At 45.9% G+C, this 15,702-nt stretch carries 14 protein-coding genes and 1 tRNA gene; 10 read left to right on the top strand and 5 right to left on the bottom strand.

Features of this window, described 5'->3' with window-relative positions; all coding sequences use genetic code 11:
* Positions 1–14 precede the first annotated feature (14 nt).
* The 4 genes from ACQ661_RS06490 (at position 15) to ACQ661_RS06475 (ending at position 3,488) form a co-directional block, all read left to right on the top strand.
* Positions 15–407, top strand: a complete 393-nt coding sequence (locus ACQ661_RS06490) for a DUF3192 domain-containing protein (RefSeq protein WP_110075845.1) — start codon at positions 15–17, stop codon at positions 405–407.
* Positions 408–564: 157 nt separating this feature from the next.
* A complete protein-coding gene (rpoD, locus tag ACQ661_RS06485) occupies positions 565–2,406 on the top strand; it encodes an RNA polymerase sigma factor RpoD (protein WP_110075844.1) in 1,842 nt (613 codons plus the stop codon).
* A 119-nt stretch (positions 2,407–2,525) separates the two neighbouring features.
* Positions 2,526–3,320 (top strand): amidohydrolase family protein, encoded by a 795-nt coding sequence (locus tag ACQ661_RS06480; RefSeq protein ID WP_153826772.1) that lies wholly within the window; start codon positions 2,526–2,528, stop codon positions 3,318–3,320.
* A 92-nt stretch (positions 3,321–3,412) separates the two neighbouring features.
* Positions 3,413–3,488 (top strand) — tRNA-Ile (locus ACQ661_RS06475).
* Between the two features lie 251 nt (positions 3,489–3,739).
* On the opposite strand, the gene ACQ661_RS06470 is transcribed toward ACQ661_RS06475, so the two are convergent.
* Entirely contained in the window at positions 3,740–3,844 is a 105-nt protein-coding gene (locus ACQ661_RS06470; protein WP_238387086.1) for a hypothetical protein, read from the bottom strand.
* A 31-nt stretch (positions 3,845–3,875) separates the two neighbouring features.
* Here ACQ661_RS06470 and ACQ661_RS06465 point away from each other — a divergent pair, with 31 nt between their 5' ends.
* The 4 genes from ACQ661_RS06465 to ACQ661_RS06450 all read left to right on the top strand — a co-directional run bounded on the left by ACQ661_RS06465 (position 3,876) and on the right by ACQ661_RS06450 (position 7,433).
* Complete coding sequence (locus ACQ661_RS06465) at positions 3,876–5,054, top strand: RHS repeat-associated core domain-containing protein (RefSeq protein WP_431667985.1); 1,179 nt, start codon at positions 3,876–3,878, stop codon at positions 5,052–5,054.
* Between the two features lie 2 nt (positions 5,055–5,056).
* Positions 5,057–5,284 (top strand): hypothetical protein, encoded by a 228-nt coding sequence (locus ACQ661_RS06460; protein WP_153826217.1) that lies wholly within the window; start codon positions 5,057–5,059, stop codon positions 5,282–5,284.
* A 234-nt stretch (positions 5,285–5,518) separates the two neighbouring features.
* Positions 5,519–5,839 (top strand): hypothetical protein, encoded by a 321-nt coding sequence (locus tag ACQ661_RS06455; protein ID WP_431667983.1) that lies wholly within the window; start codon positions 5,519–5,521, stop codon positions 5,837–5,839.
* Between the two features lie 32 nt (positions 5,840–5,871).
* Positions 5,872–7,433, top strand: a protein-coding gene (locus ACQ661_RS06450; RefSeq protein WP_431667982.1) for an IS3 family transposase whose coding sequence is annotated in 2 segments (ribosomal slippage) — positions 5,872–6,325 and positions 6,325–7,433 — 1,563 coding nt in all. Because the reading frame shifts where the segments join, the coding sequence is not laid out codon by codon here.
* A gap of 204 nt (positions 7,434–7,637) precedes the next feature.
* Here the strand turns inward: ACQ661_RS06450 and ACQ661_RS06445 are convergent.
* Complete coding sequence (locus ACQ661_RS06445) at positions 7,638–7,937, bottom strand: hypothetical protein (protein ID WP_110075841.1); 300 nt, start codon at positions 7,935–7,937, stop codon at positions 7,638–7,640.
* A 729-nt stretch (positions 7,938–8,666) separates the two neighbouring features.
* Between ACQ661_RS06445 and ACQ661_RS06440 the strand changes: the two genes are divergently transcribed.
* Together ACQ661_RS06440 and ACQ661_RS06435 are read left to right on the top strand one after the other, a co-directional pair.
* Positions 8,667–10,013, top strand: coding sequence for a sodium-dependent transporter (locus ACQ661_RS06440; protein ID WP_431667980.1), 1,347 nt, complete (start codon positions 8,667–8,669; stop codon positions 10,011–10,013).
* A gap of 191 nt (positions 10,014–10,204) precedes the next feature.
* Positions 10,205–11,149 carry a tetratricopeptide repeat protein gene (locus ACQ661_RS06435; protein ID WP_431667979.1) on the top strand — a complete coding sequence of 315 codons (945 nt, stop codon included), beginning with the start codon at positions 10,205–10,207 and terminating at the stop codon, positions 11,147–11,149.
* Here the strand turns inward: ACQ661_RS06435 and ACQ661_RS06430 are convergent.
* The 3 genes from ACQ661_RS06430 to ACQ661_RS06420 form a co-directional block, all read right to left on the bottom strand.
* Positions 11,146–12,813 (bottom strand): SulP family inorganic anion transporter, encoded by a 1,668-nt coding sequence (locus tag ACQ661_RS06430; RefSeq protein ID WP_431667977.1) that lies wholly within the window; start codon positions 12,811–12,813, stop codon positions 11,146–11,148. The genes ACQ661_RS06435 and ACQ661_RS06430 overlap by 4 nt on opposite strands.
* A 33-nt stretch (positions 12,814–12,846) precedes the next feature.
* Complete coding sequence (locus tag ACQ661_RS06425) at positions 12,847–15,039, bottom strand: OsmC domain/YcaO domain-containing protein (RefSeq protein WP_313932808.1); 2,193 nt, start codon at positions 15,037–15,039, stop codon at positions 12,847–12,849.
* A 93-nt stretch (positions 15,040–15,132) separates the two neighbouring features.
* The gene (locus ACQ661_RS06420; RefSeq protein ID WP_153826212.1) at positions 15,133–15,684 is read right to left on the bottom strand and encodes a DUF3750 domain-containing protein; all 552 of its coding nucleotides are present in this window, start codon (positions 15,682–15,684) and stop codon (positions 15,133–15,135) included.
* Between the last annotated feature and the right edge of the window lie 18 nt (positions 15,685–15,702).

Below are 15,702 nucleotides of genomic sequence, written 5' to 3'. Positions count from 1 at the left end.
TACTAGGAGATGTTATGAGATCTTTTGTGGCACCTAAGCAGGTCGTTGCTTTGATGACTGTCGCGGCACTAAGCCTTGGTTTAAGTGGTTGTATTATCGTGACTGAAACCGAGCACCGGCAAAGCTCATCTGAAGTTGCAGATAAAGAGCAGCGCAATCGCCAGATTATTGCTTCATTGCAAGAAAGTACCAGCGTGGCTACCGTAGAAGCTGAGCTAGGTGTACCGGAATTTTCAGATCTAGTCACTCGTGATGGTAAGCGCTATCGAGTCCTTTACTATCGTACTCAACGGGTTCATGCCGATGGTAATACCACCCGCGATGAGTGCACTCCACTGGTATTTAAAGATGGCCAATTAATAGGCACTGGGGAACTCGCTGTCGCACAAATCCCCACAAACAACTGATTAATTTCTGGCTCAAAACGACAGTATCTGCTACAATTTCCGGTCTTGAATTTTACACCTCACGCACTTATTTAATTAAGGTAGTGGTCATACATTAATTAAGTCGCCGAAGTGAAGACCGGTTACTTTTCTATTTAATAACAGGTGGTAGATCTGTATGCAGCAGAGTCGTCAATCACAACTCAGACTTCTTATTGCCAAAGGCAAAGAGCAAGGGTATCTCACTTTTTCAGAAGTGAATGATCACCTTCCTTCTGAGATCGTTGATTCGGATCAAATCGAAGACATCATCGGCATGATCAATGATATGGGTATTCAGGTGTTCGAAAGTGCCCCTGATGCCGATGAATTGATGATGAGCGAAGATACCGCCGACGAAGATGCGGCAGAGGCTGCTGCGCAAGCTTTAGCAAGCGTTGACGGCGAGCTTGGTCGCACCACTGACCCCGTACGTATGTACATGCGTGAGATGGGTACCGTTGAGCTGTTAACTCGTGAAGGCGAGATTGACATTGCTAAGCGTATTGAAGATGGGATTAACCAAGTTCAGTGCTCAGTAGCAGAATATCCTGAAGCCATCAACTTCTTGCTAGAGCAATGGGATTCGTGTGAAGCGGAAGAAATGCGCTTAACCGATATTATCTCTGGTTTTATCGATCCTAACGAAGTGGATGCAGCGCCGGTTAGTGCTACTCACATCGGCTCAGAATTAAGCGAAGACGAGCTTGAAGACGATGATGATGATGCCGATGAAGACGACGATAGCGATGACGATAGCTCTGATAGCGGTATAGATCCTGAGTTTGCTCGTCAAAAGTTTGCCGAATTACGTGAACAGTACGAAAAAACTCGTACTGCTATCAGCAAGCATGGTCGTGAGCACGCCAAGGCCCGCACTGAAATTGAAGCCTTAAGTGAATTGTTTAAGCAGTTCCGCTTAGTACCTAAGCAGTTTGATCGCTTAGTTAAAGACATGCGTGACATGATGCATCGAGTGCGAGTGCAAGAGCGCTTGATCATGAAGATGTGTGTAGAGCAAGCGGCTATGCCAAAACGCTCATTCATGAAGGTTTTTGCCGGTAACGAAAATAGTACCAGCTGGTTAACAGCAGCGATTGCAGAAGGTGAGGCCTACTCGGCCGTCTTACAAGAGCTACAACCAGAGGTAGAACGTTGTATTCATAAGTTAGCCGAAGTTGAAGTTGAAACTGGGTTAACTATTGCCAAAGTAAAAGATATTAATCGTCGCATGTCGATTGGCGAAGCCAAAGCGCGTCGTGCTAAAAAGGAAATGGTTGAAGCTAACTTACGTTTGGTTATTTCCATCGCGAAAAAATACACCAACCGCGGTTTGCAGTTCCTTGATCTCATTCAGGAAGGGAACATCGGTTTGATGAAGGCCGTTGACAAGTTTGAATATCGCCGTGGTTATAAGTTCTCAACTTACGCTACATGGTGGATTCGTCAGGCGATTACTCGTTCAATTGCTGACCAAGCCCGTACCATCCGTATTCCTGTGCATATGATTGAGACTATCAATAAACTCAATCGTATTTCACGTCAAATGTTGCAAGAGATGGGGCGTGAGCCAAGTCCGGAAGAGCTTGCCGAACGTATGGTGATGCCTGAGGATAAGATTCGCAAAGTTCTGAAAATTGCGAAAGAGCCGATCTCAATGGAAACTCCTATCGGTGATGATGAAGATTCACATTTAGGTGATTTCATCGAGGATACTACCCTTGATTTACCAGTGGACTCGGCTACTTCAGAAAGCTTACGTAATGCCGTTCGCGAGGTGCTAGGTGGTTTAACTCAGCGCGAAGCGAAAGTTCTACGGATGCGTTTTGGGATTGATATGAATACCGATCATACCTTGGAAGAGGTAGGTAAGCAGTTTGACGTAACTCGTGAGAGGATTCGTCAAATAGAAGCTAAGGCGCTTCGTAAATTGCGTCATCCAAGTCGTTCAGAACAGTTGAAATCCTTCTTGGACGAATAACACGGAACGACTGAGATTTATATCGGTCATAAGAAGCTCTAGAGCTAGCTCTAGGGCTTTTTTTATTTTTGCGGCTAAATTTGCTAAAATAGCGGCAACTTCGCTGAAAAGGATGAATCATGATCGATATAGATCAGAGTAAAACCGTAACCCAGCAACCAGGACGCATTGTTGATGCGCACTTTCATATCTACAATGACGCATTTCCTTTAATCGAGAATCAAGGTTTTTTGCCATCGCAGTTTTTGATTGAAGACTACCTGCATCGTACTAAGCATTTTAACATCGTAGGTGGGGTGATTGTCTCTGGCTCGGTGCAAGGTTTTGACCAGAATTACTTGAAGGCCGCTTTAGCAGCCATGGGACCGAATTTTGTGGGTATCACTAATTTACCGAGTTCAGTCTCCGATGCCGAAATTTTGAAACTGCGTGAGCATCGTATTCGCGGTATCCGTGTTAATTTAAAACGTGGCGTGGTCAGTGGTTTAGATAATCTAGTAGATTTTGGGAAGAGGATATGGGATCTCGCTGGCTGGCATCTTGAAATGTATGTTGATAGCCGCGAACTCGATGAAGTGGTGCCGAAATTGATCAAATTGCCGAAGGCCTCGATAGACCATTTAGGTATGGCTCGGTCAGGTTTGTCGCAAGTGCAAAAGCTCGCCGAGCATGGGGTTAAGATTAAAGCGAGTGGTTTTGGTCGCACTGAAGTAGACGTAGCCAAAGCTGTTAAGGCTATTTATAGCGTTAATCCAGACAGTTTAATGTTTGGTACAGATTTGCCTTCAACCCGAGCAGAACGGCCATTTAATGTGCGCGATATTGAGACTGTGTGTGAAGCCCTAGGCGATACGAAAGCTATCGACAAAGTCTTTGCTCAAAACGCAGCTGATTTCTACCATTTAACCTTATAAAAAACTCGGCAAGGGTCATGACAAGCGGGTCGAAATTTCATATACTTGCGCCCGCTTTGTTAATCGCATAGGTTAACAACCATGTCTCGTATGGCCCCTTAGCTCAGTGGTTAGAGCAGCCGACTCATAATCGGTTGGTCCCCAGTTCAAATCTGGGAGGGGCCACCATCTTTAAAGCCTTTATGGCTGATGTTATCCGCGTACTTCAAATGCCCAGACTACTTTCGTACCGCAATGGTGCTGTAACCATTTGTGCATGGCCGCGCTAACGAATAGTGGATTTAGCGTTGCAAACTCAAATGCGTCCATTCATTCGGCGGCGGGAGGCCAAGTAGGAGGGTGTTCAATATTCTGTGTCAGCGAAGTTTTCATACCCGAACCTCACCGGGCAAGATAATTGTCGCTGAGGTGAACCTGTTTTACTCCGTTGCCACCGTATTCATGCTTAACGAGATATTCCACGGTAGTAGGTGCTCAAGATCATCTCCATCGCTTATCAGTGGTAATTGCTTGAATAGAGCCATAAGGTAATCTACCAGTATCAGGCCGTTGGCTTTGGCGGTTTCTAGTACGCTGGAAAGCGAAACCTTGACCGTACCGGGGCGCAGTGAACCGTTCACCGTTGATTATCGCTATAACAACGGCCTTGACCGACTCATTGGTACGTCGGGCAACCGTAAGGCGGGTAATGCATCAGTTGACTATGATGCACTGGGCAACATCACCAACAACAGCCATGTTGAGATGAGTTACAACCTAGCCAACCAGATGACCGCAGCGCTTGGCAAGAGCTATACCTACGACGGCCACAACCGCCGCGTTAAGGTGGCGGGCGATGGTGATACCCGCTACTATCTCTACAGCCAGTCGGGGCAGCTGTTATTGAGCGAAGATAACGGCGTTCAAACGAACTACATTTACCTTGGTAGCAAGCTTATCGCTGAGGACCGCCAGGCAACAACCACCTTTATCCATACAGATAGGTTGGGCAGCCCGGTGGCACGAACCAACAGCACAGGAAGGGTAGAGAGTCGCCGGCATTACCAACCTTTTGGTGACACTTACGAAGCGCCAAGCGACGACATCGGATACACTGGCCATAAGTACGATAATGACTCAGGCCTGAGTTATATGCAGGCACGATACTATGATCCAGTTATAGGGCGGTTTTATTCGAATGATCCGGTTGGATTTGATCCTAACAATATCGATAGCTTTGGCAGATATACCTATGGGAATAATAATCCCTATAAGTACAATGATCCTGATGGAAGAACTGCACACCCCGTAATTGAATTACCTGACTTAAGTACGATGATGGCTAAAGCATTTGGTTATGAGTCTACTACACAAGGGAACCAAAATTTTGCGAAAGATATGGGAAATGCTGCACAGCAAATAGGAATGGATGTTGCACACGGAACTACTGATATTTTAACTAGTAAACCTGTCCAGAATCTGGGTGATAAACTAGGCTATGTACCAATACCTCAAGCGCAAGCAGTTTCAACGGCTATTAACACTGCGGCTCTAGTTTTTGATGGAGATGCGGCTGGTTTATCGGGTGATTTGGCTGGTAATGCTGCTGGTGTTCAGGCTGAAAAGACTCACGCAGGTAGAGGCGGGAGCCTCAAAGCTCAAGCGTACAATTATGTTGTCGATAAAGCTGTCGGGACTGTTGTTAGTTCAGGGGTTGAAGTACTTCAAAACAATGACGACGAAAGGCAAAAATAGTTATGAGCTCAAAAAAATGGGTTTCACTAATAGCTTCAATTGTATTAGTAGGCCATGCAATTTTAGGACTTATTAATGGCGAGTTAATGCTTAAAGGTGGAGAAACCATTGAGTTTGATGCTGAACCATTATCGTTTTTGGCAATTGTAGCAATAGAAATCGCTGTTTCAATATATGTAGTGTGGGCATTTTTAATCGCAAAAGACGATAGTAGTAAAGAAAAAGAGTAGAGCGCAACATTAAAGTTAAAACATTTGAATCCAAAGCCTCGCCTCGCGGGGCAGGCAAAGTACCAAGTTTACAATTGGACATGAATCTTTGCACAATGCTGGATTAACACACCCTAAACATATCGGATTTGTGCCTTATCGGTTTGGTAGTTTTGGTCAAAGAATGTCCTACAAAAACCTACCAAAACACAAACAAGTTACAAATCCAGATCACGTTATGAGTCAGGTATTCCCATGATTAAGCTTACTTTTCTAATTTTAGTTAGCCTTATTAGTTTCGGCTGCAATGCAACAAATTGTGTAATTAGTGAGAAGTCTGTTTTCGAACAAAGCAAAAAGTACAAGAGTCTTGTTCAAATAGAAATTACTAAGAATGACGCTTTGCTAACCGTCGTTTTAAATGCGCCCCGTGAAATTGAGGGGGAAAGACTAGAAAGTGTTATCTTGCACAAGGAAATAAGTGACGACGGCGATGCTGTTTTTTCTATTCCGTTAAGAGCCACAGTTGAAGAGAGCAAAGCAGCCCCCTCTGGCAGGATAGTTGACACTACTTAAAAATTAACCAGTTGGGGCGTTAAGGTTTGATTGTGCCACGCTATTCAGAAGAACGTAAGCAAGCAGTTCTCAGTAAATTATTACCGCCGTTAAATATGACGGTAGCAGAAGTATCTCGAGTTGAGGGCATTGGCCAGCAAACTTTGTATAATTGGCGCGATAAAGCCAAATTACAGGGTCGACCCGTGCCAGGAAACAAACCAACACCAGACCAATGGTCACCAGAAGCAAAGCTTGCTGTCGTTATCGAAACAGGCGCTTTGAATGAAGCAGAGCTCAGTGAATACTGCCGTGCTAAAGGACTTTATGTCGAGCAAGTCAAAGCGTGGAAAGCAGACTCACTAAAAGGCTTTGCAAGTTCACGCGAGCAAGAGCTCGAAGCTAGGCAGCAACGCAAAGCAGATCGCAAAGAGATTAAACAACTTAAGCGCGAGCTTCGCCATAAAGAAAAAGCATTGGCTGAGACCGCAGCATTACTAGTATTGCGAAAAAAGCTGGATGCGCTTTGGGAGAACGACAGCGAGGACGATTGACCTCGGTCTCAGAGCGCACACAATATGTAACGTGGATACGTGAAGCAAAAGAATCAGGTGCTCGGTTGCCGTTGGCCTGCGAAGAAGCCGGTATCAGTTTACGTACTTATAAGCGTTGGTATCAGGATGGCAAAGTGCTTGCGGACAAACGTCCGGATGCTGTTCGTCCGGAGCCATCGAACAAACTCTCGGTGGCTGAGCAGGCGATTATATTAAACGTCAGCAATGAGAAGCGCTTTGCCAGTTTGCCGCCGACGCAGATTGTACCAACGTTGCTTGATGAGGGCCTTTATTATGGCTCCGAATCAACTTTTTACCGGGTGCTGAAGCTACATGGTCAATTGCATCATCGCGGTCGCAGTGCAGCGCCTAAGGGCCATAAAGCGCCGGAGACATTTGAAGCTACGGGACCTGGGCAAGTGTTCTGCTGGGACATCACCTATTTACCGAGCGCTGTACGTGGGCACTTTTATTATTGGTACATGCTCGAAGACTTGTTTAGTCGCAAAATCGTTGGTGATGAAGTTCACGAGCAGGAGTCCGGCGAGCTCGCGGCTGAACTCTTACAACGCACATTGTTGCGTGAAAACTGCTTACACACAGGCTTAGTGTTGCACTCTGATAATGGTGCGCCGATGAAGTCACAGACGATGCGGGCTAAAGCATATGAGCTAGGTGTGACCACCTCATACAGCCGCCCGCGAGTAAGTAATGACAACCCGTTTGCAGAGTCGCTATTTAGAACCTGCAAATACCGGCCAGAATGGCCATCAAGTGGCTTTAAGAGCCTCGATGAAGCACGACAGTGGGTGTTAAAGTTCACACGCTGGTACAACTACGAGCACAAACACAGTCAATTAAACTTTGTGACGCCTCATCAACGTCACACCGGCCAAGACAAAGCCATCTTGGCTCAACGGAAACGGTGCATGGAGGCTGCAAAAGCAGCAAATCCAAGTCGATGGGGTAAGCGCGATATACGCAATTGTGAGCCAGTCGGGCCAACAACATTAAACCCTGAGAAAAAGCCAGTTAAGCAGGAAGAAAAACAGGCTGCTTAAACGAGAAAAAAGTGTCAACTACCTTGAAAAACGCCGGCAGTGGCTTGGTTTAACATTGATGAAAAAACGGCAAATCATACTTTTTTGTCATTAGATTATGGCGAAGGGTGTGGGACATCAATACGGTACAATATTTCCAATTAATTTAAATCCAAAGCTTCGCCCTCGTGGAGCTTTTTTTCTCACATCAAGACAAGTAGCAGATCAATATTCAGATGAAATGATGCAAGGTTTGGTGTCAATGCCATGCTTGGTGGCAAAAGCCATCAGTTTCTTATCGTAAAAGTTCATATCCCGTTGGTAGCGGCAAAAAAATTTAACGACGGTGTTTTCTTGGTCATAGATAGCCCGAATATCATTTTCCCCGGCATCAATGGAGTAAGAGCCATCGTCTAGCTGATAAGCTGCACGGCCACCGACAAAGCATTCTCTCGTGAAAGTAGACAGCACGTTTTTAACCTGCTCTGGCTTCACAAGCTTAAATTCGGTGCGGCAGTAAGGCATGACTCAGGTCTCTTTTTATACTTATACTTGAGTATAGCAGAAGGAAATATTGCTCGGTGGGTATGCGGAGCTTTTGGAACATTCTGTGAGCGAGACGGAACGCGCCAATGAGTTTTGCCGGAACATTTGAAGAGTTCAGGTGAACGTTTTCATGAGCGTAATCATGTGAGTAGGCTTCTCGTTTGTCCCGTCTGGGCTTTTTTTCATACGCCACCAGACTTTTTTGTACGTTCCGTTTAAATTCTGAAATGTTCCACGTCTGCTATGGTTAGTGGCGGTGATAAGTAGCGATTAAGCCCAATTCGATAGATTGCCTTTGGGAAGAGAGCGTGATGAGTTGGAAACAGATACTTGGCCCTTTCCTGTTTGAAGTCTTATACCGTTACCCGTTGCCGCAAGTAGTGCGAGTAATCCTGACTTGCTCTGGAAATCGTGTGAATCCCTCATTCCGTAAACAAAATCAAGATCCGCTATTAGCTCGCTCATATCGACAAAAAATAAGCTCAGGCGAAGGCAATTAACCTATGAGCTGGAACGCTCTATTGATTACGCACCCGACAGGATTTTAACGGTTATTGACAGCACTTAGCCGTTGCTCATCTTTTTTTCTTTGATAACTATCAAACAAGTCTATTCATTCGTGCAAAAAATCTCTAAAGTGTAGCCTCAATAAAGCGCAGTAAGCACTGCCATACACATAATAAATACAATAACAAAGAGTTGATAGCTATGTCGGTAATGACTGATAACCGCGGATCTTGGGGATCAAAAATAGGATTTATCTTTGCTGCAGCGGGGTCTGCGGTGGGCCTAGGCGCCATTTGGAAGTTTCCATACATTGCCGGCCAAAATGGTGGCGGGGTGTTCTTATTGGTCTATTTGGCCTGCGTCTTTACCGTGGGTGCCGTGATGATGCTCTCGGAGATGATGATTGGCCGTCGCGCTAACAAATCAGCGACCTCAGCCTATCGAGCTTTAGGCGGCGGTTATTGGCATGTAGCAGGGTGGATCTCGGTACTCTGTGTCTTTTTGATTCTTGGCTTTTATTCAGTAGTCGGTGGTTGGACCATTGCTTACGTTTTTGAAGCCGTGCGAGGCGATGTACTGACAACTGACGGGGCTGCACTTGAAGCCGCCTTTGGACAATTTATTGGCGACCCTTTGCCTGCACTAGTTTATACCTTCTTATTCCTATCTATTACAGCTGGTATTGTTATTGCTGGGGTACAATCTGGTATCGAACGAATTTGTAAGATATTGATGCCAACGTTGTTTGTATTGATGTTGTTTTTGGTGGTGCGCAGTTTAACATTGCCCGGCGCTATTGACGGGTTACTCTATTTAATTACACCTGACTGGAGCAAACTGAGCATCCGGATGGTGTTAGACGCCCTCGGTTTGGCGGTATTCTCATTATCGGTAGGAGCTGGCTTAATGATAGCTTATGGCTCTTATTTAAATACAGAAACACGGGTGATCAACTCAGGCCTGTGGATTGCTTTTTTAGCTATCTTAGCATCGGTTTTAGCGGGCTTGATGATTTTGCCGGCGGTCTTCGCCTTTGACGTTGACCCGGCTGCGGGCCCCGGCTTAACTTTTATTACTATGCCAGCATTATTTGCACAGATGGCAGGTGGGCAGTTCCTTGCCATCATTTTCTTCTTATTGTTGTTATTTGCAGCAATCACCTCAGCTATTTCTATTCTAGAGCCGGTAGTGGCGTTTTTGATTGATGAATACAAGGTGTCGCGTAAGAAAGCCACTCTATGGGTTGCTGCCGTTAACTTCCTTCTGCTTGGGGTGCCGGCGGCGTTGAGTTTTGGTGGCGCAGCAGATAACTTAAGTCTGTTTGGCAAAACGCCGTTTGATTTAATGGATTTTATTGCATCGAATTTATTGATGCCATTAGGTGGTATGTTAGCTGCGGTGTTTGTTGGCTGGCGTATTTGGCCGGTTATTCGAGCTGAGTTAGAAAAAGAATGCCCGAATTGGTGTATTAAATTATTCCGCTTTGTTGCCGGTATACTGTCGCCGGTACTCATTGCAGCTGTGGCTTATTTCTTGATTTTTTCTTAGCTTAGCAGCTAAGCGATAGCTCTATATGAGTTAACAAGGCCCTTAATCTAAATAGGTTAAGGGCCTTTTTTGTGGTGCTTTCTGTAACAACTTTTACAAATGGTTACCATGCGCACCTGTATGCCTTGTGGCCTAAATGCTACATTGTTGCGTAATCGTTAGCATCATCAGTAACCAAAAGGTTTGCTCCTATGTCTCGTGTGTTATTAGTCACCGTAAGTTCGCTAAGTATCCTAGCTAGTCAATTTTGGTTCAGTGCAGCTTCCGCTGTGCCTCGGGTTGATGGCCAAGCTGCCTCCACTGAAGCTGTTTCTATCTGCAAAAGCGGTGATTGTGATAAAGAGCTCTCGGAACTTGAGCGTTTGGCCCGAAAAGGTAGTGGCGATGCGGCAGCTGTCGTTGCTTTAGCTTATGCCAGTGGTGATGGAGTCGAGCAAGATCTCGGTAAAGCTAAAGAGTTTATCGAGCATAGTGTACGTAAACGGAATCCATTGGCGATGTTTGTGATGGCTGATTGGTATGCGCGTGGTTTTGTGTTACCACAAAATACTGAGCAAGCTCAGCTGTGGTTAGATAGAGCTGCAGAAAAAGGCTATGCACCAGCCCAATATGATAAAGCCGTTAAGCTACTGGGCAGTACTGATAATGCCGAACAATTACAGGCATTACCGCTGTTACAAGCAGCTGCCGAGGCAAATTTAGTGAGTGCTATGTATGCACTGGCAAGGTTGCAGCATACTGGTACGTTGGTTGAGCAAGATCTTCCTGCAGCGGCAGAGCTCTATGCAAAATTAGCGCGCACCGGCCATACGGAAGCGCGTAACCATTTAAAACAAGTGAACCAACAGCTACAAGGCACCGAACTGATGAATTCCGCTAAAGGCAAAAGCTTATTAGCGGCAGAACAAGCTATGGAACGTATTAGCGTCACAGCCGAAGCAAATCGTTATCGTAGTCAGTTAGGTCGTTTGATTGACCAGATTGATGCTTCTGGTAGCTATGACAATCGCTCCATTGGTTCACGCATTAACGGCGTCGGTTGTGGTGACACTGGTAGCCCTTGTGGTATTAGTAAACCTAGCCGTGGCCAAGGTAGCCTCAATGATGTGTTAACGGGCGGCCAAGGTAATAATTAATGACGTGACTCGGCGCTGGTGGGTAATTCTGCCAGCGCTTTAGCTAAAGCCGGTTCAAAATTGCTAAACACCGAAGTAGCTCCTACTAAAGTAACAATCCCAGCTCGTTCAAGTTTTTTAAGCACCCGTTCATTAGCGCCCGAAATGAGTACTTGGGTATGTTGACGTTGAAAGCGCTGAATGACTTCTTCTAAGGTTTGTAGTGCCGTAATATCCATAAAGGGCACCCACTTAAACCGAAGGATCAATATATGTGGGCGTGCATGAATCGCGCCAAGGGTGCGCTCAAAGGTTTCTGCTGCAGCAAAAAAGAACGGTCCTTCAAGGGTATAAACTGAAATTCCTGGGGGTAATTCGGTTAATTGATGCTGCGCCAAAGCGGGTGCCAATTCTGGTTGAGTCTCAGCTTTCACTTCCACACTGCTAGCCATGCGCCGCACAAAATGTAACATGGCAATGATGACTCCAATGTTCACAGCTACCACCAGATCTGCAAACACGGTGAGTGAGAACGTGATTAATAAAATGGCGATATCAGCGCGCGGAGCACGGCGCAGCATTTTAAGAAAGTGAGGAGCATCGCTCATGTTCCATGCCACTACAAACAAGATGGCACTGAGCGCTGCTAAAGGGATAGCATCTGCCAGTGGCGCTAACGCCAGCAAAATGATCACCAACACTAGGCCATGTACAACACCTGCAATCGGACTATTACCGCCGTTACGAATATTAGTTGCCGTACGGGCAATGGCACCCGTTGCAGCAATACCGCCAAACAAGGGAGCAATGATGTTAGCAGCACCTTGGCCCATCAATTCTTGGTTAGAGTGGTGCTTGGTTCCTGCCATGCCATCAGCTACAACCGCTGATAATAGAGATTCAATCGCACCCAACATGGCGATGGCAAATGCTGGCCCAATAAGTGTCACTATCTGGCTGAAACTTAACTGAGGCAAGCTAAATTCTGGTAACCCCTGCGGAATGCCACCAAAGGCGGAGCCAATAGTTCGTACGCTGGCAAAATTGAATATCAGCTGTAGCAGGGTAGCCAGCACCAGAGCGATTAAAGGTCCGGGAATTTTTCTTAAATATGGCATTTTGGGAGTCACCAGTACTGCTAGAAGTGCGGCTATCGCGATACCAGTGGTGGCTAGGTCAAGCTGAGGTAATTGCTGTAGCAAGCCCCAGAACTGTTGATGGAAATGTTCAGCAGATACAGCGGTCACCCCAAAAAACTCTTGCCACTGTCCTACAAAGATAATCACTGCAATACCGCTGGTGAAACCAATAATCACTGGGTTCGGAATATAACGAATGATGCTACCGAGTTTAGCTGCTCCTAAGATGAGCAAGATCACACCAGCCATCATCGTGGCCACTTGTAAGCCAACGATGCCATGTTCAGCGACGATTCCAGCCAAAATAACAATAAAGGCCCCGGTAGGGCCTGCTATTTGTACCCGAGAACCACCGGCTAGGGAGACGATGATGCCGGCAATGATCGCGGTGTAGATACCTTGCTCGGGTTTAACTCCACTAGCGATAGCAAAGGCCATCGCTAGCGGCAACGCCACAATACCAACAATAACCCCAGCCAGAATATTCTGTGGCCAATGTCTAGCTTGCAATAATCCGGCTTGGTAGGCCTCTTTAATCGCGAACATGGGGTATTCCTTTGGTTAATTCCCTTGCTGGCCTCAACTCAGTTTAGCAGCAGCAGCTGCGCGTGCGTTATGCAGTTTTTGATAACTTTCTAGGAGGCGTAAATGACGGTCTAACCCTTCTAATTGAGAATTAGTTGGGGTGAGGCCGTAGAAACGCACGGTGCCATCGACACTACCGACAACCGCAGCCATGGTTTCTTCACCAAACATGCGTTGTAGATTTGGTAAATAATCGGCCAGCTCTAACTCATCATCTAAAGTGATATCTAACACGGCACTTACAGCGCGATAAAAGAGACCGCGGGCCACGGTGTTGTCATTGTATTGCAAAAAGGCTTCAACCAAATCATAAGCTTCTTCTGAACGGCCTAATGCTAAGTAGATCAAGATTTTTAGCTCTAAAATGGTTAATTGACCCCAGACCGTGTTTTCATCAAACTCAACCCCAATCAGGGTAATGATATCCATGTAGTTATCTAGCTGGCTGGCCTCTAAACGATCCACTAAATCGGTTAATTCAGCATCACTTAAACGATGTAGATTTAGAATATCATGACGATAATCTAGCGCTTTATTGGTGTTGTCCCAAATTAAATCTTCAATGGGGTAAACTTCAGAATAACCGGGCACTAAGATGCGACAGACTGGAGCACCAAGATCGGTATGCACCGCCATGTACGCCTCTAGTCCTAATTCAGCTAAAATACCAAATAACGCTGTAACCTCTTCGCTATTGCTGCCAGAAAAATCCCATTCAACAAACTCGTAGTCACTGCGGGCACTGAAGAAGCGCCATGAAATGACCCCAGAAGAATCGATAAAATGCTCGACATAGTTATTGGGTTCAGTTACCGCCATCGAATTGAAGGTAGGAGGCATAAAGTCATTCAGGCCCTCAAAACTACGCCCTTGCAACAACTCGGTAAGGCTGCGTTCTAATGCCACATGCAAACTAGGATGGGCGCCAAAGGAGGCAAACACACCACCAGTGCGGGGGTTCATTAAGGTGACACACATGACCGGGAATTGTCCGCCCAGCGATGCATCTTTCACCAACACAGGAAAGCCTTGTGCTTCTAATGCTTGAATACCTTCAACAATCGCTGGATATTTAGCCAGCACTTCAGCGGGCACATCAGGTAGCGCAATTTCCTCTTCTATAATGTACTTTTTGACCGCCCGTTCAAAAATCTCAGATAAGCATTGTACTTGAGCTTCTGGTAACGTATTGCCGGCGCTCATACCATTACTTAGGTAGAGATTTTCAATTAAGTTTGAAGGAAAATAAACAGTCTCACCATCACTCTGGCGCACATAGGGCAAAGCACAGATACCACGGTCACGGCGTCCTGAGTTTGTGTCAATTAGATGAGAACCAAGGAGTTCATCATCTGGGTTATAAATCGTTAAGCAATACTCATCAAGTAGCCCTTCTGGCAACTCATCGTTTGGTCCAGGCTGAAACCATCGTTCATTGGGATAGTGCACAAAATCTGCGTTAGCAATGGTTTCACCAAAATATTGGTCGTTGTAAAAGAAGTTGCAGTTCAGACGCTCAATAAATTCACCTAAGGCTGAGGCTAGGGCACTTTCTTTGGTGGCGCCTTTACCATTGGTAAAGCACATAGGAGAGGCTGCATCGCGAATATGTAACGACCAAACATGCGGTACTATATTGCGCCACGAAGCGATTTCTATTTTCATACCCAAATTAGCAAGGATCTGGGTCATATTCGCAATGGTTTGCTCTAAAGGTAGATCTTTACCTTCAATATAAGTCAGGCTGCCACCCTCTGGGGCACCCATTAATAAGGCTTGAGCATCTTCATCCAGATTCTCCACCACCTCAATTTGAAACTCAGGCCCAGTTTGCACTACTTTTTTGACGGTGCAACGATCGATAGAGCGTAAAATACCTTGGCGATCTTTGTCTGAGATATCTTCTGGTAGCTCAACTTGGATTTTAAAAATTTGGTTGTAGCGATTCTCAGGGTCAACAATATTGTTCTGTGATAAACGAATGTTATCGGTCGGAATATTGCGGGATAGGCAATAAACTTTCACAAAATAGGCAGCGCACATGGCTGAAGAGGCAAGAAAATAATCAAAGGGGCTAGGAGCTGAACCATCACCTTTGTACCGTATCGGTTGATCGGTCACTACGGTGAAGTCATCAAACTTCGCCTCAAGCCGTAAGTTATCGAGAAAGTTAACTTTAATTTCCATGGGTAGCCACCTAACCAACAAAAGAATGTATTTAGGTGGCTATTATCCCTTATTTAGCAAGTTTTGCTATGTTCAAGCTAGAATTAAGCTGAACTAATCAGCGTTGTTCGGATCCTTGTCGGCATAGCCGCTACCAATGGCACTGAAGGGTAACTGCAAGCCAAGCTCGGGTACTTGTTTCGCAATCCAAGCCGGAAAGGTATTACTATTAGGTCCAGGCACTGCGGTATATTCATTGGCCCATGGATAACGCTGTGCCGCTGCGGCGATTTGCGGTATCAACTGAGCTGCATTAGCACCTCTTAGTTCTAATAATTTTTCTGGCTTAGCACCGTACCAATAACGATCTGGGGTAGGGGTTTGATAGCTGTAGAGTGCCGGTTGCCCCCTATCCACGCGCCAGCCCACCACTTCATGTACGGTATACTCACGGGCATTTTCTGGCTTCACGGCAATCCAGGTATGCACGGCAAACCAGCCGCGCCAACCAAAAGCATCAGCCGCGTAAACTTCGATCACAGCCTCTGGATGTTGAGTTGGGTCGACAGCCAATCCGGCTGGCTCACGTGATGCGGTGCGCCAATCCGACCCAGAACAGCCAGCTAATAGCACAGTCAAAACTAGTAGCGTAATACGTAACAACATGATTCACCCTTGATCTCA

Source organism: Pseudidiomarina sp. WS423 (assembly GCF_050750165.1).
In the GTDB taxonomy this organism is placed as follows: Bacteria; Pseudomonadota; Gammaproteobacteria; order Enterobacterales; family Alteromonadaceae; genus Pseudidiomarina; species Pseudidiomarina fusca.
This window is presented reverse-complemented; position numbering and strand designations above follow the sequence as displayed.

What these genes read in the sequence shown, in the direction of transcription:
- ACQ661_RS06490 (WP_110075845.1), top strand. Translation starts at nt 15, where the DNA reads ATGAGATCTTTTGTGGCACCTAAGCAGGTCGTTGCTTTGATGACTGTC.
- rpoD (WP_110075844.1), top strand. Translation starts at nt 565, where the DNA reads ATGCAGCAGAGTCGTCAATCACAACTCAGACTTCTTATTGCCAAAGGC.
- ACQ661_RS06480 (WP_153826772.1), top strand. Translation starts at nt 2,526, where the DNA reads ATGATCGATATAGATCAGAGTAAAACCGTAACCCAGCAACCAGGACGC.
- ACQ661_RS06470 (WP_238387086.1), bottom strand. Translation starts at nt 3,844, where the DNA reads ATGGCTCTATTCAAGCAATTACCACTGATAAGCGATGGAGATGATCTT.
- ACQ661_RS06460 (WP_153826217.1), top strand. Translation starts at nt 5,057, where the DNA reads ATGAGCTCAAAAAAATGGGTTTCACTAATAGCTTCAATTGTATTAGTA.
- ACQ661_RS06455 (WP_431667983.1), top strand. Translation starts at nt 5,519, where the DNA reads ATGATTAAGCTTACTTTTCTAATTTTAGTTAGCCTTATTAGTTTCGGC.
- ACQ661_RS06445 (WP_110075841.1), bottom strand. Translation starts at nt 7,937, where the DNA reads ATGCCTTACTGCCGCACCGAATTTAAGCTTGTGAAGCCAGAGCAGGTT.
- ACQ661_RS06440 (WP_431667980.1), top strand. Translation starts at nt 8,667, where the DNA reads ATGTCGGTAATGACTGATAACCGCGGATCTTGGGGATCAAAAATAGGA.
- ACQ661_RS06435 (WP_431667979.1), top strand. Translation starts at nt 10,205, where the DNA reads ATGTCTCGTGTGTTATTAGTCACCGTAAGTTCGCTAAGTATCCTAGCT.
- ACQ661_RS06430 (WP_431667977.1), bottom strand. Translation starts at nt 12,813, where the DNA reads ATGTTCGCGATTAAAGAGGCCTACCAAGCCGGATTATTGCAAGCTAGA.
- ACQ661_RS06425 (WP_313932808.1), bottom strand. Translation starts at nt 15,039, where the DNA reads ATGGAAATTAAAGTTAACTTTCTCGATAACTTACGGCTTGAGGCGAAG.
- ACQ661_RS06420 (WP_153826212.1), bottom strand. Translation starts at nt 15,684, where the DNA reads ATGTTGTTACGTATTACGCTACTAGTTTTGACTGTGCTATTAGCTGGC.